The following is a 19,119-nucleotide window of genomic DNA, read 5'->3' as shown; positions in this document are numbered from 1 at the left end:
TTAGAGTACTACAAGCATTATTCTTAGATTGTTGTAGTAACAAGAGCCCAGTACTATGCTAGGCCCTTTTATTTATTAATTTCAAGGTGAATAGTGATGCTATAAGTTTTTCAAACGCATTAAATCTTACAAGCGCCGCCAGCACAACTATCATCTTCTAGTTCTATATCGTCACTAGCACCATCTCGAGTATTATGATAATACAAGGTTTTAACGCCTAACTTATATGCGGTTAAAATGTCTTTTAGAATTTGTTTGACGGGTACTTTACCGCCTTCAAATTTAGAAGGGTCGTAGTTAGTGTTGGCTGAAATAGCTTGGTCGACAAATTTTTGCATAATGCCGACTAACTCTAAGTAACCTTGGTTATTAGGAATATTCCACAATAACTCATAGTTATCTTTAAGTCTTTCATACTCAGGCACTACTTGTTTCAATACTCCGTCTTTACTAGCTTTAATACTGATTAAACCACGTGGTGGTTCAATACCATTGGTAGCATTTGATATTTGCGATGAAGTTTCTGAGGGCATTAACGCTGAAACAGTAGAGTTTCTTACGCCATGTTTCTTAATGCTTGTTCGTAAACTTTCCCAATCTAAATGTAATGGCTCACCCGTAATATCATCAATAGACTTTTTATAAGTATCAATCGGTAATATACCTTGGCTTAGGCGAGTTTCATGAAATTTAGGACAAGCACCTTGCTCTTTAGCTAATTCATTTGACGCTTTTAATAAATAAAACTGAATGGCTTCAAAGGTACGATGGGTTAAGTTATTCGCGCTGCCATTTGAATAATAAAGACCATTCTTCGCTAGGTAATAAGCATAATTAATAACACCTATACCAAGTGTTCTGCGTGCCATGCTGGCACTTTTTGCAGCAGCAAGGGGGTAATCTTGATAATCTAATAAACAATCTAAGGCGCGAACGGCTAGATCAGCTAACCCTTCTAACTCATCTAATGAATCGATAACGCCTAGGTTAAATGCTGATAGTGTACAAAGTGCCACTTCACCATTTTCATCGTTAATGTCATTCATTGGTTTAGTAGGTAAGGCAATTTCTAAACACAAGTTACTTTGACGAATAGCGGCTTTACTTGGCTCAAACGGACTATGAGTATTACAGTGATCGACGTTTTGCAAATATATACGACCTGTGCTGGCACGTTCTTGAGCAAACAAGGTAAATAACTCTATTGCTTTAATACGTTTTTTACGTATTGAGTCATCGTTCTCATATTGCACATATAAGCGATCAAATTTCTCTTGGTCTTCAAAGAAAGCATCGTATAGTCCAGGAACATCACTTGGGCTAAATAGGGTAATATGGCCACCTTTAATTAAGCGTTGGTACATCAGCTTATTAAATTGCACACCATAGTCTAAATGGCGAACACGGTTTTCTTCTACACCACGGTTATTTTTAAGTACCAGTAAACTTTCAACTTCCAAGTGCCACAATGGATAAAATAATGTAGCTGCACCGCCACGTACACCACCTTGTGAACAACTTTTTACCGCTGTTTGAAAGTGTTTGAAAAAGGGAATACAGCCGGTATGAAATGCTTCACCGTTTCTAATGGTACTGCCTAATGCTCTAATTCGACCAGCATTAACACCAATACCAGCACGTTGAGATACATATTTAACGATGGCGCTTGATGTGGCATTAATTGAGTCTAAGCTATCACCACATTCAATCAGCACACAAGATGAGAATTGACGTGTTGGTGTACGAACACCAGCCATAATCGGTGTTGGCAATGAAATTTTAAAACTTGAAATAGCGTGGTAAAAATCTTCTACATAACGCAAGCGGGTCTTGCTTGGGTATTTAGCAAACAAACAGGCAGCAACTAAAATATAAAGAAATTGAGCACTCTCATATATTTCACCGGTAACTCTATTTTGAACTAGATATTTACCTTCAAGTTGTTTAACTGCCGCATAGCTAAAGTTAAGGTCACGAGTGTGATCCATAAAGCTTGCCATATGCTCAAAGTCATCTTGACTATAATCAGCTAATAAGTGCTGATCATATTTACCCGCTTCAACTAACTTAACTACGTGATCATAAAGGGCTGGCGGCTCAAATTGACCATAGGCTTTTTTACGTAAATGGAACACTGCTAAGCGAGCAGATAAATACTGGTAATCTGGCGTTTCTTCAGAGATCAAGTCAGCAGCCGATTTAATAATAGTCTCATGAATATCTGCAGTTTTTATTCCGTCATAAAACTGAATGTGAGACTTTAATTCTACTTGAGATACGGAGACATTTTCTAACCCTGCTGCTGCCCAAGCGATAACACGGTGAATTTTTTCTAAATCAATGGCTTCTTTCTCACCATTTCGTTTAGTTACAAAGAGGTTGTTATTCATGTAATTCCTGCAAAGAGAGTATTGTTATTGTTTATTTATCGTCCCTAATAAAAAGGGTCTAAAACTTCCCTAATAAAAAACCCACACTCGTCTTAGCAATCAGTGCCTAAAACGTAGTATTAAAAAATAACAACTGAGCATCGAATGCACAATATCTAGGGTTTTTTATAATTCCAAACACAAGATAATGAGGTTTGACCACTTTTGCAAGCGATAAAATAAGTTGATCTTTACCTTTTTAATGACCCGAAATCTAGGGTTAGTGTTGACTAACCTAGCAAGACTTTTTCATTTTGGAATTTGCTAAAAGCAACGATTATTTTCGTTATTTTACTTTCAACTGAATTATATAAATTATTTTTAATGAAAATCTCTGGTCGCTATAGTGATTTAATCTAAGTTGCAAAAATACCAGTTATTACAGTTACTTAGCGATAGTAGGCTAGGGTAGTTTAATGTTTGAACAACTTGGCTATTAATACAACACACTTATTCCTCAACCTGAGCACACAAAGTGTGTTTACTCAATATTATTTAGTGCTAACAATTAAAGCTTACGACAACATAAGATATAATTAACATCAAGCGAGTCTATCAACTTGTGATTTTCTGTTAGCGGGTTGTAGTGAATGCCACTAGCATCAATGCACTTTAATTCATGAGACTCAGCCCAGCCAATGAGTTGTGAAGGGCGAATAAACTTATCATGATCATGGGTACCGTCAGGGACGAGTTTGAAGACCTTTTCTGCTGCAACTATGGCCAGCAAGTAAGATTTTATACTTTTATTTAGGGTGGAAAAGAATATCAAACCACCCGATTTAACTAATGCAGCACACGCTTGAATGACAGATTCAGGGTCTGGTACATGTTCAAGCATTTCCATGCAGGTAACCACATCAAACTGGCCATTAGATTCTTGCGCTTTCTCTTCTGCGGTAATTTTCTGGTAATTAATGGCTAAGCCTGTTTCTAGGGCGTGTAGTTTAGCAACATTTAAAGGTTCAATACCCATATCTATTCCCGTTACCTTAGCACCCAACTTTGCTAATGATTCAGATAATATACCACCACCACAGCCTACATCTATTACTTGCTTATCAAGTAAACCATTACTTGAATGTGTGTCAAACTCTTGCTGGGCAATATGTTGACATATAAATTGCACTCTTAATGGGTTGATTTGATGTAACGGTTTAAAGTCACCACTGAGATCCCACCATTGGCTGGCAATCTTTTCAAATTTTGCGATTTCTTCTTCATTTACGTTAAGAGGTTTGGCTGACATATCTTTTTATACTTAAAGTTAATTATCAATGATTAGATTCTAAACGAAAGTTATTTTTAAACAAAGGGTATAGATCAAATTGAGGCTTATTAGGTGCTTTTTTAGGCGGTTCATTACCCCTCAAAAAAGCTTTAAATAAAGCGGTATGGCATCAAACATTTTTATGCTAGTATGCTGCGTTGATCACTATTATTAGTATCTATTAGATAACAATAAAAATCTTTAAAATACCGTTTATACAATACTGGAAAGTAGCCTTGCTATATAAGTAGTATTGTTAAGCAAAAGAATTAGTTAAGGGATACCATCGATTTATGTCCGATCTGGCCAAACAAATAGTTCCAGTAAATATTGAAGATGAACTAAAAACCTCCTATTTAGATTATGCTATGAGCGTAATAGTTGGGCGCGCATTGCCTGATGTTCGTGATGGTTTAAAGCCTGTACATCGCAGGGTTTTATTTGCCATGGATGTCTTAGGCAATGATTGGAATAAAGCCTACAAGAAATCAGCCCGTGTGGTTGGTGATGTAATCGGTAAATATCACCCTCATGGTGATACAGCTGTTTACGATACCATCGTTCGTATGGCGCAACCATTCTCATTACGTTACATGCTGATAGACGGCCAAGGTAACTTTGGTTCTGTTGATGGTGATAGTGCAGCAGCAATGCGTTATACCGAAATTCGCATGTCTAAAATTGCCCATTCTATTCTCGCCGATTTAGATAAAGAAACCGTTGATTTTGTGCCTAACTATGATGGTACAGAACATATTCCAGTAGTTATGCCAACGCGTGTACCTAACTTATTAGTGAATGGTACCTCGGGTATTGCTGTTGGTATGGCAACCAATATTCCTCCGCATAATTTAACTGAAGTCATTAATGCTTGTTTAGCGCTTATTGAAAACAGTGAATTAACGTTTGAAGAAATATTAGAACATATCCCAGGACCTGACTTTCCAACAGCAGGTATTATTAGCGGTCGTGCAGGTATTGAAGAAGCGTACCGAACGGGTCGCGGTAAAATAAAAATTCGTGCACGTGCAAGTATTGATGTACATGAAACCACGGGTAAAGAAACAATAATAGTCCACGAACTACCTTATCAAGTAAACAAAGCACGCTTAATTGAAAAAATGGCTGAGCTTGTTAAAGACAAACGTCTTGAAGGTATTTCTGCGCTACGTGATGAGTCTGATAAAGATGGCATGCGTATGGTTATTGAGATCAAGCGCGGTGAAGTGGGTGAAGTTGTTTTAAATAACTTATACAAACTGACACAAATGCAGGTTTCTTTTGGTTTAAATATGGTGGCATTAACCAATGGCCAACCTAAAATATTTAATATCAAAGAGATGTTAGAAGCTTTTGTATTACATCGCCGTGAAGTTGTAACCCGCAGAACTATTTTCGAACTGAAAAAAGCGCGCGAACGTGCTCATATTTTAGAAGGTTTATCGATTGCCTTAGTCAATATTGACCCGATCATTGAATTGATTAAAGCTTCGAACAACCGAAAAGAATCAGAAGAAAAACTAATTGCTCAAGGTTGGTCATTAGGTACTGTTGCCAACATGCTTAGCGAAGCAGGTAATGATGCCGCACGTCCTGAATGGTTAGAGCCAGAATACGGTATTCGTGATGGTTTATATTACTTAACCGCAGAGCAAGCAAAAGCCATTGTGGACTTACAGTTATACAAACTATCTGGCATGGAACACGATAAAATTCTAAGCGAGTACAAAGCGTTATTAGACCTTATCGCAGAATTATTGCATATCTTAGTTACACCTGCTCGTTTAATGGAAGTTATTTGTGAAGAGCTTATTGCTATTCGTGATGAGTTTGGTGATGAGCGTCGAACTGAAATTACTAATGCTTCGCATGACTTATCTTTAGAAGATTTAATTACCGAAGAAGATGTTGTCGTGACCTTATCACATGAAGGTTATGTTAAATATCAAGTGTTAAGTGATTACGAAGCTCAGCGTCGTGGTGGTAAAGGTAAAGCAGCGACTAAGATGAAAGAAGAAGATTTCATCGAACGTTTATTAGTGGCTAATACCCATGACACTATATTATGTTTCTCAGACCGCGGTAAATTATACTGGTTGAAAGTGTACCAACTACCATTAGCTAGTCGTACTGCTCGTGGTCGACCTATCGTTAATATTTTACCATTAGAAAGCGATGAGCGTATCACGGCAATATTACCAGTACGTGAATATGCTGATGATAAGTATATTGTTATGGCAACAGCCTCTGGTACGGTGAAGAAAACGCGTTTAGATGCATACTCTAACCAGCGAGCTAACGGCATCATAGCTTTAAACCTTCGCGACGATGATACCTTAATTGGTGTTGATATCACCGATGGCAATAACGATATAATGTTGTTCTCTGATGCCGGTAAAGTAGTGCGTTTTAATGAGAAAGTACGTGATAGTGAAACAGGTGAAATCAAGCTTGATCCAGAAACAGGCGAACAACGATGGGCATTAAAACCTATTGGTCGTACCGGTACTGGTGTTCGTGGTATGAAGCTTGACGGTGAGCAAAAAGTTGTTTCGCTTATTGTTCCTAAAAATGATGGCCCTATCTTAACCATTACTGAAAATGGTTTTGGTAAGCGAACTGACTTAGCTGAATATCCAGCTAAGAGTAGAGCAACCAAAGGTGTTGTTTCTATCAAGGTTAGCGAACGTAATGGTAAAGTCGTTGGCGCGGTGCAAGTTGAAGAACTTGATGAGATCATGCTAATTACTGATAACGGTACTTTAGTACGTACTCGCGTTAATGAGGTTAGTGTTATCGGTCGTAATACTCAAGGGGTACGACTAATTCGTACTGCTGATGATGAGCATGTAGTTGCACTACAACGTATTGATGAAATTGAGGAGCCAGAACAACTTGAAGAAGTTGCCGAGGGTGACGAAATAGTTGAAACGAGTAGTGAGCATAATCCCGAGCATAGTGCTCAACAGGATGATGCGGATAGCACACAAGACGACACTCAAGAGTAGTTGTTGAATTAATACTTAAAAGGGCGGCTAATAACCGCCTTTTTTAATGTGATTTTATTAATAAAAATACTATTTTAGATAATATTTTTGAAAATAGTAGTTAAGCGATTAGGAAAGATTATGTCTGAAGTTTTTAATTTTTGCGCTGGCCCGGCCATGTTACCTACAGCGGTAATGGCAAAAGCACAACAAGAGTTTACTAATTGGCAAGATACCGGAAGCTCTGTGATGGAGCTTAGTCACCGCAGTGGTATTTACATGACCATGGCTAAAAAAGCAGAAACTGACTTACGTGAGCTAATGTCTATTCCTGATAATTATCAAGTACTATTTTGTCATGGCGGTGGACGAGGTCAATTTTCTGCTGTCCCGCTTAACTTATTACCTCAGGGTAAGTCTGCTGATTACATTGTCTCTGGCTCTTGGTCAAAAGCTGCGGTTGCTGAAGCAAAAAACTTTGGTGACATAAATGTTATTAACATTAATCAAGACACAAAGGGTAACTCCAGCCTTTTAGCTAGCTCAGAATGGCCACTTAATCCTGATGCCGCTTATGTACATTATTGTCCAAATGAAACGGTTAATGGTCTCGAAATAAATACCATTCCAGAAACCAATGGCGTGCCTATAGTTGCTGATATGTCATCTACTATTTTATCCCATGAAATAGATGTTAGTAAATTTGGCTTGATCTACGCCGGCGCACAAAAAAATATCGGCCCGTCTGGTTTAACCATTGTTATTGTTCGAGAAGACTTACTTGGTCATGCTCAAGTCGCCACGCCTTGTATTATGAATTATAAAACCGCTGCAGATAATGACTCTATGTATAACACCCCGCCAACGTATGCTTGGTATCTTGCCGGTCTAGTTTTTGAGTGGCTCAAAGATATGGGCGGTGTTAAGGAAATTGCTAAAGTAAATCAGGTGAAAGCTGAGCTACTGTATCAAGCGATTGATAATAGCGAACTATACCTTAATCACATTGAAAGTCAGTATCGTAGTAAAATGAATATTCCCTTTTGGTTAAAAGATGACAGCTTAAATGAGAAATTTTTAACTGAATCTGAAGCTGCGGGTTTAACGGCACTTAAAGGCCATAGAATTGTTGGTGGTATGCGTGCAAGTATATATAACGCTATGCCACTTGCAGGTGTACAAGCACTCATTGAGTTTATGCAACAATTTGAAAAGAGGAATCGTTAAAGTGGAGCAATTAACATTAAAGCCAATAAATAAAATTAATGGAGAGATTTTTTTACCTGGCTCTAAGAGTTTATCTAATCGTGCATTATTAATTGCGGCTTTAGCTAATGGGACAACTAAAATTACTAATTTATTAGTGAGTGATGACATTAACCATATGTTAAACGCGTTAAAAATTCTTGGTATTAAATATACGTTAAGTGATTGTGGCACAGAATGTACTGTTGTTGGCAATAATGGTTTTTTTAAAACTAAAGAGCCATTGGAGCTATTCCTAGGCAATGCGGGAACCGCGATGCGCCCGTTGTGTGCAGCACTTGCCGCGAGTGAAGGTGAATATATCTTAACTGGCGAAGCAAGAATGAAAGAGCGCCCAATAGGTCATTTAGTTGATGCTTTAGCGCAGCTTGGCAGCGATATAGAATACTTGGAAAATAAAGATTACCCGCCGATAAAAATAAAAGGTGAAACCTTAGTTGGCAATAGTATTACCATTGATGGTTCTATCTCGAGTCAATTTTTAACGGCAATATTAATGATTACCCCTTTATTAGGGACTGATACTACAATCGAAATTGATGGTGAATTAGTTTCCAAACCCTATATTGATATTACCCTTGATATTATGCGTAGATTTGGTGTCAATGTTCAAAATAATGACTATAAATCTTTCAATGTTAGCAGTAATCAATCATATCAAGCACTAGAAAAATATATGGTGGAAGGAGATGCATCTTCTGCATCATATTTCTTAGCTGCTGGTGCTATCAAAGGTGGCGAAGTTACCGTGCATGGTGTCGGTAAACTCAGTGTTCAGGGTGATAAGCATTTTGCTGATGTACTTGAAAAAATGGGCGCAGAAATTCATTGGCATGATGAGTCGATCACAGTTATCGGAAAACCGTTAACCGCAGTTGATATGGACATGAATCATATCCCTGATGCCGCAATGACTATTGCAACTACGGCTCTATTTGCGACGGGTACAACAACCATTCGAAATATCTATAACTGGCGAGTTAAAGAAACGGATCGACTATTCGCCATGGCTACGGAACTTAGAAAAGTAGGGGCTGAGGTGGTTGAAGGTAAAGATTATATTTCAATTACGCCACCTAAATCACTAAAACATGCTGAAATTGATACCTATGACGATCATAGAATAGCAATGTGTTTCTCTCTCGTTGCACTAAGTGATACGCCTGTAACCATTAATGATCCTAAATGTACGGCTAAAACATTTCCTGATTATTTTGATAAGTTAGCGCAAGTCTCTTGTTAATTTTTACTGTTAAATAGTTACAGGATATGATTTTTACGGGATTTTACACTGTAAATCCCGTATAATTTCGCCGATTTTCGATGTTAGGATAAAAATTTATGCAGGAAAGCACTCCAGTAATTACTATAGACGGCCCAAGTGGCGCAGGTAAAGGAACCGTTGCTAGGGTAGTCGCGGATCAGTTAGGTTGGCACTTGTTAGATAGCGGTGCTATTTATCGCGTGCTAGCGGTGGCAATTCAGCACCATCAGCTTTCATTAGATGATGAAGAGCCGCTTGTCCCTATGGCCGCTCATTTAGATGTTCAATTTGAAATTAATAGTCAAGGTGAAGCGAAAGTTATTTTAGAAGGTGAGAACGTTACCGATATCATCCGTACGGAAGAAATTGGTGAGTTAGCTTCACAAGTAGCCGCATTCCCACGAGTTAGAGAAGCCTTATTACGTAGACAACGCGCATTCAGTGTCAGTCCTGGTTTAATTGCTGATGGTCGAGACATGGGCACTGTTGTTTTCCCGCAAGCCGAAGTAAAAATATTTTTAACTGCCAGCGCAGAAGAACGCGCACAAAGACGATTTAATCAGTTGAAAGAAAAGGGGATAGATGTTAATATCGGTCGCCTTTTGAATGACATACGTCAACGAGATGAGCGAGATCAAAACCGCAAGGTAGCTCCACTTATCCCGGCAGAGGGTGCGTTAACTATTGATTCTACTGAGCTTTCCATTACGGAAGTGGTCAATGAAATCCTTATGTTTGCCAATGGCAAGTTAACGTAAAGCAAACGGAATACACACACCTTTAAGTTAGCTAAATCACTAATACCTGCTAGCCTTAAAGAACTTTTATTTGAAAGCCTACTGTATGGATGCACTGGGCATACTTAACCACCCCATGAAACATTGACGTTGACTGGATTAATAGCTGAGTTATTACAAGTTATGATGGAAAATTTTGCAGAACTTTTTGAAGAAAGTTTAAAAGAAATCGAAACACGCCCTGGTTCAATTATCAAGGGTACAATCGTAGCCATTAACAAAGACAATGTTATTGTTGATGCTGGCCTTAAATCTGAGAGTGTTATCTCAATTGATCAATTTAAAAACGCTGCTGGTGAACTTGAAGTAGTTGTTGGTGATGAGATTGACGTAGCTCTAGATGCAACTGATGATGGTTTCGGTGAAACTATTTTATCTCGTGAAAAAGCTAAACGTCACGAAGCATGGCAAGTGCTTGAAAAAGCCTACGAAGAAAAAGAAACTGTTATCGGTGTTATCAACGGTAAAGTTAAAGGTGGTTTCACTGTTGAAGTTAGCAATATCCGTGCTTTCTTACCAGGTTCATTAGTAGATGTTCGTCCAGTACGTGACACTGCTCACCTTGAAGGTAAAGATTTAGAATTCAAAGTTATTAAGCTTGATCAAAAGCGTAATAACGTAGTTGTTTCACGTCGTGCTGTAATTGAAGCTGAAGGCAGTGCAGAACGTGATGAATTACTTGAATCATTAGCCGAAGGCCAAGAAGTTAAAGGTATCGTTAAGAACCTTACTGACTACGGCGCATTCGTTGATTTAGGCGGCATTGATGGTTTATTACATATCACTGATATGGCTTGGAAACGTGTTAAGCACCCAAGTGAAATCGTAAATGTTGGCGATGAAATTCAAGTTAAAGTATTGAAATTCGACCGTGAGCGTACTCGTGTATCTCTAGGTATGAAGCAGTTAGGCGAAGATCCATGGGTAGCAATTGCTAACCGTTACCCAGAAGGTTCTAAACTTTCTGGTCGCGTAACTAACTTAACTGACTACGGTTGTTTTGTTGAAATCCAAGAAGGCGTTGAAGGTTTAGTTCACGTTTCTGAAATGGATTGGACTAACAAAAACATCCACCCATCTAAAGTTGTTAACTTAGGTGACTCTGTTGAAGTTCTAGTACTAGAAATTGACGAAGAACGTCGTCGTATTTCTTTAGGTCTTAAACAGTGTATTGCTAACCCTTGGGAAGAGTTTGCTAAAAACTTCAACAAAGGCGACAAAGTATCAGGTAAGATCAAGTCAATTACTGACTTTGGTATCTTCATCGGTCTTGACGGCGGCATTGACGGTTTAGTTCACTTATCTGATATTTCATGGGCTGGTGGCGAAGAAGCCGTTCGTGATTATAAGAAAGGCGACGAAATCGATGCAATCGTTCTTCAAGTTGACCCAGAACGTGAGCGTATCTCGTTAGGCGTTAAACAAGCTGAAGACGACCCGTTCAATATGTATCTGACAGATAAGAAAAAAGGTGCTATTGTTACTGGTAAGGTAACTGCAGTTGATGCTAAAGGCGCAACTATTGAGTTAGCTGAAAGTGTTGAAGGTTACCTACGTGTTGGCGACATTTCTGTAGACCGTATCGAAGATGCATCTGCAGTATTAAAAGTTGGTGACGACGTTGAAGCTAAGTTTATGGGTGTGGATCGTAAGAACCGTACTATTAGCTTATCTATCAAAGCAAAAGATCAAGCTGATGAACGTGAAGCAATGGATAACCTAAATCAAGTTGAAGAAACTGGTTTAAGTGCTATGGCTGCAGCGTTTAAAAACGCTAAAAACTAATATTCCTTAACCGGAAATAGTTTTACTTTGCAATGGTGCTGTAATTATTACAGCAAGTGAAAAGAGTATTTATCACTATCGTGGTGATACTCTTTTCTTATTTTAAACGCCATCGGCGGAGCCAACTTTTACGATTAGTAAAGTTGCGCGGTGCTAGGTAAATACTGAGGGTCGAGCATGACTAAGTCAGAACTTATTGAAAAATTAGCCGATAAATTAAGTCATTTATCCGCGAAAGACGTGGAAAAATCGATTAAAGAAATCTTAGAATTAATGGCGCAATCTTTATCAAAAGGTGAGCGTATTGAAATTCGAGGTTTTGGTAGTTTTTCATTGCATTATCGCGCACCTAGAGTTGGAAGAAATCCAAAAACGGGTGAGTCTGTTGAGTTAAGTGGAAAATACGTTCCTCACTTTAAGCCTGGTAAAGAGTTACGTGAAAGAGTTAATCTTTCAGTAGCATAAATTGCAAAGCTAACTAAAAAATTAGATAATAAACGGCATGTTAACCATGTCGTTTTTTTTTGGCAAAATTTAATAAGGCAGAATAAAGTGCGATTATATATAACACTCTTTTTTATTTTAGTTTTACTCGCGCTAGCATTTATTTTTGGTAGCCAAAACCATCAGTTACTGACTTTAAATTACTTAATTGCACGCACAGAATTAACTGTAGCTGCCGCGGTGAGTTTATTTACCGGTCTAGGTTTTTTATTAGGTTTATTGGTGACTATTGCTTGGCGTATTGTACGAAAAAGTAAAAAAGCACTGGCGAAAAACAAATCTCAAGAAGCATAGTGTTATTTGATTTAACACTGCACTTTCTTAATTTTCTATACACATGTCTCAAGAGCTCTAATGATTGAACTACTTTTTTTATTATTACCCGTTGCCATGGCTTATGGCTGGTTTATGGGCCGTAATAGCATTAAACAAAACCAACAAACGGCAAAACAAGACCTATCAATAAAATACTCAACGGGTTTAAATTACTTGCTATCTAACCAGCAAGATAAAGCCATTGATTCACTGCTTGATGCGCTAAAAGTTGAGGATGATAGTGTTGAAGCTCATTTTGCTATGGCAAATTTATTTCGTAAACGTGGCGAGTTAGACCGTGCCTTAAAAGTACATGAGCACCTAGTTAGGCTTAATCACCTACCGACTAAAGATAAACAACAAGCTGTGTTTGAGTTAGGCAAAGATTTTTTGAGTGCGGGTTTATATGATCGCGCGGAAACTATGTTTACCAAGTTATTAAAGTCGAAAGATTATGGCTTAAAATCGTTATCGTATTTATTGAAAATATTTCAATCAACAAAAGATTGGCAGTATGGCATAAATAGAAAAAAATTAGTCGTAAAGCATAATGATAAACGCTTACTGCATACCTTAGCTAACTTTTACTGTGAATTAGCGACTACCGCTTTTGAACAAGATGAATTCATTGAAGTCATTGAGTTATTAGAGCAAGCACTTTTACTCGATCCTAATTCATGTCGTGCTAATTGGCTTATGGCCAAAATTTATGAAAATCATCAGCAATGTGAATTAGCTGCTAAATGTTATCAAGCTATTTACCATCAAGATAATGAGTTTTTTCCTGATGTGATTGAACCCATGTTAGCTTGTTATACGCGATTGGATGCCTTAGAAGAATTCTATAGCTTTATTAAAAAGGTTTATGATGAAACTGCCAGCTCTGGCGCGTTAATTTGTTACCTGAGCTACGTAGAGCAAAAGCACAGCAACAAAAAAGCCTTAGAATTTATCTTATCGGCGTTAAAGCGTAGGCCAACTATCCGTGGCTTTGAACATTTTGTTAATATGCAAATGACACAAACAGATGATGTTAACAATGCTAGTTTAGATTTAATTAAAGAGTTAATTGGTGAGTATTTAAAAATCAAACACAGATATAGTTGCCGGAGTTGTGGTTTTAATAGCCAAATTCATTATTGGTCATGCCCATCATGTCATGAGTGGGAACAACTCAAGCCCATCCGAGGCCTCGAAGGGGAATAATAATCCCTTTCTTTGTTGTAAAACACAAGAGCTTCATCGAAGGTACTCACTGACTATCGTCAGCTCCGTGCTTTCTCTTTGCTCTTGTACTTTACAACGTTGAAACGAATCATTATTAGTTTTAATAACTAGCTTGAATTTAAGTTAGCTACTAATACTAAACTTATTGTCATTCCCGAACTTTCCATGTGAAGAGATATCGGGAATCTATTGTTTTTAAGAATAGGAATTTCCATGAACGATCCAAAAGTAGTAGTCGCCTTAGACTTTGATAAAAAACAAGATGCATTATCTTTTGTAGATAAGATAAACCCCGCTGATGCTCGTTTGAAAGTGGGCAAGGAAATGTTTACGTATTTTGGCCCTGAATTTGTTAAAACGCTTACAGGGAAGGGCTTTGATGTTTTTCTTGATCTTAAATTTCATGATATCCCAAACACGGTAGCAAAAGCCGTCACGGCTGCTGCCGATTTAGGTGTTTGGATGGTGAATGTTCATGCAAGCGGCGGTAGTCAAATGATGACTAAAGCTAAACAGGCATTAGATAATTACGGCAAAGATGCACCGTTATTAATAGCTGTTACTGTACTAACGAGTATGAATGAAGCCGACTTACGTGGTTTAGGCATTAATAAGACACCGGCTGAGCAAGTTAACTTCTTAGCTAATTTAACAAAGCAAAGTGGTTTAGACGGTGTAGTTTGTTCCGCATGGGAAGCGGAGCAATTAAAACTGAATTTAGGCAAAGAGTTTAAATTGATTACTCCGGGCATAAGACCTGCGGGCTCAGCACAAGATGATCAACAGCGTATCATGACACCAAGCCAAGCAATAGATGTTGGCGTAGACTATTTGGTGATCGGTCGCCCAATTACTAAAGCAGATGATCCTCAACTGGTTTTACAACAAATCAATGCATCTATTCGTTAAACACTAGTGAGTTAGTATTGTTAGCACGAAATAAAGGCATAAAAAAAGCTAGGTCAATGACCTAGCTTTTTTATTTACACCATTTTTTATTATAAAGTGCAATTATTTTTCATATTGGTGAATAAAGGCAACTAAGTCTAGTACTTTGTTTGAGTAGCCAATTTCATTGTCATACCAAGAAACCACTTTTACGAAAGTATCTGTTAGTGAGATACCTGCTGTAGCATCAAACACAGAAGTACAGGTTTCACCGATAAAGTCATTAGAAACAACAGCATCTTCAGTGTAATCTAAAATACCTTTTAATTCGCCTTCAGCGGCAGCGCTCATTGCTTGACAAATTTCAGCGTAAGTTGCTGGTTTTTTTAAGTTAACCGTTAAATCAACCACTGATACATCAGGGGTTGGTACACGGAATGCCATACCGGTTAATTTACCATTTAATTCTGGTATAACTTTACCAACAGCTTTGGCTGCACCCGTTGATGAAGGAATAATATTTTGCCCTGCACCACGACCACCACGCCAATCTTTAGCTGAAGGGCTATCAACTGTTTTTTGCGTTGCTGTTGTTGCATGAATTGTAGTCATCAAGCCATCTTGAATGCCCCAATTATCATTGAGTACTTTAGCAATAGGGGCTAAACAGTTAGTTGTACATGAAGCATTTGAAACAATATCTTCGCCGTCATACTTATCTAAGTTAACGCCGCAAACAAACATAGGTGTGTCATCTTTAGAAGGCGCGCTTAATACAACTTGCTTAGCACCGGCAGTGATGTGTTTACGTGCTGTCTCATCAGTTAGGAATAAACCGGTAGACTCAACTACCACATCTACTTCAATATCATTCCATTTTAAATCTTCAGGGTTACGTTCAGCTGTTACTCGAATAACTTTATCATTAACAACTAACTGTCCGTCAATTACATCAACAGTGCCTTTAAAGCGACCGTGTGTTGAATCATATTTCAACATATAGGCCATGTACTCAATGTCCATTAAATCGTTAATACCAACAACTTCAATGTCATTACGCTCAGCAGCAGCTCTAAATACAAAACGGCCAATACGGCCAAAACCATTAATACCAACTCTAATTTTCATGGTGAACCTCTCAAATTCAATATGTAGTAAAATTACACCATTTTGAGATTATTACAAGATAAAGATAGCTATTATGACTAAATATTTCACAATTCACTCGTTGTTTTGTTTTAATTACCAAATTACTCATTTATAGCTTAATTAATTGCGCATTTTGTACAATACTTTTGAAATAGCGTGATAGAATGCGCAAAATTTTGAATAATAGCAGTGAGCCTAGTCTCTCGACCTTATTTGACAGAGGATAAATATTTATGACACAAGATAAAATTTTGTGTGACATTGGCTTTATTGGCCTTGGTGTTATGGGTAAAAACCTAGTACTTAATTTAGCTGATAATGGTTTTAATATTGCAGCATTTGATTTAAGTGATGAAAAAGTTCAAGCGGTAATTGCTCAAGACGAAGTAGAGAATACTACCGGCACGCCACGTGTGTACGGTTGTTCTTCTTATACTGAGTTATTGTCGCAACTTAAAGCACCTCACTTAATTGTCTTAAGTGTCCCTGCGGGAGCGCCTGTTGACCAAGTATGTGAAAATCTTATTGGTGCCGGTATTCAGCCAGACGATATTATTATTGATACCGGTAACAGCTTGTGGCTTGATACGGTAGCTAGAGAAGAAAAGTACAAGAGTAATTTCTTGTTGTTTTCTTCCGCCGTTTCAGGAGGCGAGGTTGGTGCACGTTTTGGCCCATCATTAATGCCAAGTGGCTCACCTTATGCTTGGGCTCGCGTTAAACCTATCTGGGAAGCTATTGCTGCTAAAGTCGATGCAAAAACGGGTAAACCTCTCGACCGTACCGAGCCAGGGCAAGTGATCACTGAAGGTGAGCCTTGCGCTGCTTATATTGGTCCCGCGGGAGCTGGCCATTACGTTAAAATGGTGCACAACGGCATAGAATATGCGGATATGCAAATCATCTGTGAAGCCTACCATGTGTTAAAGTCTGGTTTAAATTTAAGTGGCGATGAAATTGCTGATATTTTTGCTAAATGGAATGATGGCCCATTAGATAGTTACTTAATGGAAATATCTGTAGAAGTATTACGTCATAAATCATCGGATACTGATACACCGCTGGTTGAATTGATTTTAGATAAAGCTGGGCAAAAAGGCACTGGCCTTTGGACTGCAATGAGCAGTTTAGAAGTAGGGTGTCCAGCACCGACCATTGCTCAAGCCGTTTACGCGCGTTCTATTTCTTCATTTAAAGAACTCAGAACTGAAGCATCATTATTGCTTATTGGTCCGCAACAAGCACCTTTGACTGCAGCGGAGCAGGAAGAAGTTATTGAGCAATTACATGATGCTATGTATTGCGCTAAAATTTGTGCTTATGCTCAAGGTTTTCAGTTGATGAAACTTGCAGCTAAAGAACATGGTTGGACGCTAGATTTTGCCAGCATTGCTAAAATTTGGCGTGCAGGTTGTATCATTCGAGCGGCATTTTTGCAGTCAATAATGAATGCTTATCAGCAGAATGAGAATTTAGATAACTTATTACTTGATGCGTATTTTGTTAAGGAACTTAATGACCGTCAACTAAATTGGCGTAAAGCTATTTGCTCTGCAACTATGCAAGGTGTACCGATTGGCGCTTTGTCTTCTTCACTTGCTTATTACGATTCAATGCGCAGTGAAACATTGCCCGCTAATTTGTTGCAAGCCCAACGAGACTTCTTTGGTGCCCATACTTTTGAGCGTATTGATAAAGCCTCAGGTAAAAAATATCATGTGCAATGGTCAACCAAGGAAAGAGAAACTATCCTTGTAGCTAGTTAAGTTGCGAGTTAATTCTCTAGTAAAGAGTTACTAGCTAACCTTGGACAGTTAATATTTTAAAGGTAGGGTTTAAATTATGAAAAATAATGATGATTATAAAAATAAACTAAGTGAAGATGCCTTTAAAGTTTGTCGGTTAGCGGCTACGGAACAACCTTTTAGTGGCATTTATAATGATCACTGGCAGCAAGGTACATATCATTGTGCCTGCTGTGAGCAATCTTTATTTACCAGTGAAAGTAAGTTTGATGCAGGTTGTGGTTGGCCGAGCTTTTTTGCTAATATTGCCAGCCAAGTTGCTTTCATTACTGACGACTCTCACGGAATGCAGCGGGTAGAGATTCAGTGTCAAAACTGTCAATCTCATCTCGGTCATGTATTTGATGATGGTCCAAAACCTACGGGTAAACGCTATTGCGTTAACTCACTGAGTTTAAACTTCCAAGCTAAGTAAACACCTTCTAAAGCCTTTCATTATGAAAGATTGAAAGGCTTTAACTTCCCCTTTATACCAAGCATTTAATTTTGACTAAGAATCGGGTTAATAACTCGGGCTAACAAATTGTCCCGCTTCAATTTTCGCTAAAGTAGCCTTCGCGACTTTATCTAGAAAGTCTGCATCTAATGTGTTTACTTGCTGATAACTACTCAGACTAGTCTCAATCATTTCATTGGGTTTATCTTGTAAAAGCTGATATATGCGTAACCAAATATATGCTTGCTTATATTGTCTTTTCTTAGTGAAGATTGTGACAAGTGTTTGTACTATTTCAGTAGAGAGTTCAGTTCCTGGTTGGTGAAGCTCTAGAGCACGGTATAACAAACCTAAGGTTTTCTTACTGTCTCGTTTTATATAATACGTCGCTAAATGAAGCTGCGCGGTTGAATTTTCAAGAATCGGCGTTCCCTCTAGTTTTAAAAACTCCTGTAAAGCCAATTCGTTAGAGTTTCTTGACCAGTGATAATAAAGCAGGTGAGGGTGCTTAGAATTAACACTTTTCTCGGCCAATAGTGATAAGTTAACTTTAGCTTTTAATAAATTATTTTTTCTCAGCGTAGTTTTTTCTTTTAATTTAATGTGTTGGATCTGAGATGCCAGCGACATACATTTAATATAGCCTTCGTAAGCTACAAGTAGAGTGTATTTATCGGCATCAAGATTATTATTTTTGACATTAATTCGCGCTAATGCGACTTCTATTCGTTGAGTTTTACACCAGCTGTCGTGACCAAATTCATTACATATTTCTTCATTTTCATTACACAGTTGCACCAAATTAACACTGTCATTACAGCCATTAAGAGATAGCACTAGGATGATAGGCCAGCACTTGGCTACAGTGAAATGTTTTAGCAACTTTAGCTCTCGAAAATTAATCATAAAAATACCAAAAAGATTTTTGTAACCAGTAGAGAAATATTTCATACTGAATTACAATACGCCTCTGAATATATACCTAACTAGCTATTAT

At 38.0% G+C, this 19,119-nt stretch carries 15 protein-coding genes; 11 read left to right on the top strand and 4 right to left on the bottom strand.

Features of this window, described 5'->3' with window-relative positions; genetic code table 11:
- Positions 1 to 119 precede the first annotated feature (119 nt).
- Positions 120 to 2,390 (bottom strand): class 1a ribonucleoside-diphosphate reductase subunit alpha, encoded by a 2,271-nt coding sequence (gene nrdA / locus HRT55_RS17095; RefSeq protein WP_291623154.1) that lies wholly within the window; start codon positions 2,388 to 2,390, stop codon positions 120 to 122.
- A 547-nt stretch (positions 2,391 to 2,937) separates the two neighbouring features.
- Positions 2,938 to 3,678: a bifunctional 2-polyprenyl-6-hydroxyphenol methylase/3-demethylubiquinol 3-O-methyltransferase UbiG gene (gene ubiG, locus HRT55_RS17090; RefSeq protein ID WP_291623152.1), complete on the bottom strand. Its 741-nt coding sequence runs from the start codon at positions 3,676 to 3,678 to the stop codon at positions 2,938 to 2,940.
- Positions 3,679 to 3,992: 314 nt separating this feature from the next.
- Here ubiG and gyrA point away from each other — a divergent pair, with 314 nt between their 5' ends.
- From gyrA to pyrF, 9 genes are all read left to right on the top strand, one after another.
- On the top strand, positions 3,993 to 6,707 hold the full coding sequence (gyrA, locus tag HRT55_RS17085) for a DNA topoisomerase (ATP-hydrolyzing) subunit A (protein WP_291623151.1): 2,715 nt from the start codon (positions 3,993 to 3,995) through the stop codon (positions 6,705 to 6,707).
- A 120-nt stretch (positions 6,708 to 6,827) separates the two neighbouring features.
- A complete protein-coding gene (serC, locus tag HRT55_RS17080; protein WP_291623149.1) occupies positions 6,828 to 7,913 on the top strand; it encodes a 3-phosphoserine/phosphohydroxythreonine transaminase in 1,086 nt (361 codons plus the stop codon).
- Position 7,914: 1 nt separating this feature from the next.
- On the top strand, positions 7,915 to 9,195 hold the full coding sequence (gene aroA, locus HRT55_RS17075; protein WP_291623148.1) for a 3-phosphoshikimate 1-carboxyvinyltransferase: 1,281 nt from the start codon (positions 7,915 to 7,917) through the stop codon (positions 9,193 to 9,195).
- Between the two features lie 98 nt (positions 9,196 to 9,293).
- Entirely contained in the window at positions 9,294 to 9,974 is a 681-nt protein-coding gene (gene cmk, locus HRT55_RS17070; protein WP_291623146.1) for a (d)CMP kinase, read from the top strand.
- Positions 9,975 to 10,136: 162 nt separating this feature from the next.
- Positions 10,137 to 11,798 (top strand): 30S ribosomal protein S1, encoded by a 1,662-nt coding sequence (gene rpsA / locus HRT55_RS17065; RefSeq protein ID WP_291623410.1) that lies wholly within the window; start codon positions 10,137 to 10,139, stop codon positions 11,796 to 11,798.
- A 177-nt stretch (positions 11,799 to 11,975) separates the two neighbouring features.
- Positions 11,976 to 12,263 (top strand): integration host factor subunit beta, encoded by a 288-nt coding sequence (gene ihfB / locus HRT55_RS17060; protein ID WP_057831144.1) that lies wholly within the window; start codon positions 11,976 to 11,978, stop codon positions 12,261 to 12,263.
- Positions 12,264 to 12,350: 87 nt separating this feature from the next.
- Positions 12,351 to 12,596, top strand: coding sequence for a lipopolysaccharide assembly protein LapA domain-containing protein (locus HRT55_RS17055; RefSeq protein WP_291613189.1), 246 nt, complete (start codon positions 12,351 to 12,353; stop codon positions 12,594 to 12,596).
- A 60-nt stretch (positions 12,597 to 12,656) separates the two neighbouring features.
- Positions 12,657 to 13,823 carry a lipopolysaccharide assembly protein LapB gene (gene lapB / locus HRT55_RS17050; protein WP_291623144.1) on the top strand — a complete coding sequence of 389 codons (1,167 nt, stop codon included), beginning with the start codon at positions 12,657 to 12,659 and terminating at the stop codon, positions 13,821 to 13,823.
- Between the two features lie 234 nt (positions 13,824 to 14,057).
- A complete protein-coding gene (gene pyrF, locus HRT55_RS17045) occupies positions 14,058 to 14,753 on the top strand; it encodes an orotidine-5'-phosphate decarboxylase (RefSeq protein ID WP_291623142.1) in 696 nt (231 codons plus the stop codon).
- Between the two features lie 102 nt (positions 14,754 to 14,855).
- Here pyrF and gap read toward each other — a convergent pair whose 3' ends face one another.
- Positions 14,856 to 15,860: a type I glyceraldehyde-3-phosphate dehydrogenase gene (gap, locus tag HRT55_RS17040; RefSeq protein ID WP_291613195.1), complete on the bottom strand. Its 1,005-nt coding sequence runs from the start codon at positions 15,858 to 15,860 to the stop codon at positions 14,856 to 14,858.
- A gap of 254 nt (positions 15,861 to 16,114) precedes the next feature.
- On the opposite strand from gap, the gene gndA reads away from it, so the two are divergent.
- Positions 16,115 to 17,647 (top strand): NADP-dependent phosphogluconate dehydrogenase, encoded by a 1,533-nt coding sequence (gene gndA / locus HRT55_RS17035; protein WP_291623140.1) that lies wholly within the window; start codon positions 16,115 to 16,117, stop codon positions 17,645 to 17,647.
- 76 nt (positions 17,648 to 17,723) lie between these two features.
- A complete protein-coding gene (gene msrB, locus HRT55_RS17030; RefSeq protein WP_291623137.1) occupies positions 17,724 to 18,101 on the top strand; it encodes a peptide-methionine (R)-S-oxide reductase MsrB in 378 nt (125 codons plus the stop codon).
- A gap of 87 nt (positions 18,102 to 18,188) precedes the next feature.
- Here msrB and HRT55_RS17025 read toward each other — a convergent pair whose 3' ends face one another.
- Entirely contained in the window at positions 18,189 to 19,028 is an 840-nt protein-coding gene (locus HRT55_RS17025) for a DUF2989 domain-containing protein (protein WP_291623135.1), read from the bottom strand.
- Positions 19,029 to 19,119: the final 91 nt, after the last annotated feature.

This window comes from Colwellia sp. (genome assembly GCF_013214175.1).
Lineage (GTDB): Bacteria > Pseudomonadota > Gammaproteobacteria > Enterobacterales > Alteromonadaceae > Colwellia.
This window is presented reverse-complemented; position numbering and strand designations above follow the sequence as displayed.

Coding starts and splice junctions, on each gene's coding strand:
- nrdA (WP_291623154.1), bottom strand. CDS start 2,390: ATGAATAACAACCTCTTTGTAACTAAACGAAATGGTGAGAAAGAAGCC.
- ubiG (WP_291623152.1), bottom strand. CDS start 3,678: ATGTCAGCCAAACCTCTTAACGTAAATGAAGAAGAAATCGCAAAATTT.
- gyrA (WP_291623151.1), top strand. CDS start 3,993: ATGTCCGATCTGGCCAAACAAATAGTTCCAGTAAATATTGAAGATGAA.
- serC (WP_291623149.1), top strand. CDS start 6,828: ATGTCTGAAGTTTTTAATTTTTGCGCTGGCCCGGCCATGTTACCTACA.
- cmk (WP_291623146.1), top strand. CDS start 9,294: ATGCAGGAAAGCACTCCAGTAATTACTATAGACGGCCCAAGTGGCGCA.
- rpsA (WP_291623410.1), top strand. CDS start 10,137: ATGATGGAAAATTTTGCAGAACTTTTTGAAGAAAGTTTAAAAGAAATC.
- ihfB (WP_057831144.1), top strand. CDS start 11,976: ATGACTAAGTCAGAACTTATTGAAAAATTAGCCGATAAATTAAGTCAT.
- lapB (WP_291623144.1), top strand. CDS start 12,657: ATGATTGAACTACTTTTTTTATTATTACCCGTTGCCATGGCTTATGGC.
- pyrF (WP_291623142.1), top strand. CDS start 14,058: ATGAACGATCCAAAAGTAGTAGTCGCCTTAGACTTTGATAAAAAACAA.
- gap (WP_291613195.1), bottom strand. CDS start 15,860: ATGAAAATTAGAGTTGGTATTAATGGTTTTGGCCGTATTGGCCGTTTT.
- gndA (WP_291623140.1), top strand. CDS start 16,115: ATGACACAAGATAAAATTTTGTGTGACATTGGCTTTATTGGCCTTGGT.
- msrB (WP_291623137.1), top strand. CDS start 17,724: ATGAAAAATAATGATGATTATAAAAATAAACTAAGTGAAGATGCCTTT.
- HRT55_RS17025 (WP_291623135.1), bottom strand. CDS start 19,028: ATGATTAATTTTCGAGAGCTAAAGTTGCTAAAACATTTCACTGTAGCC.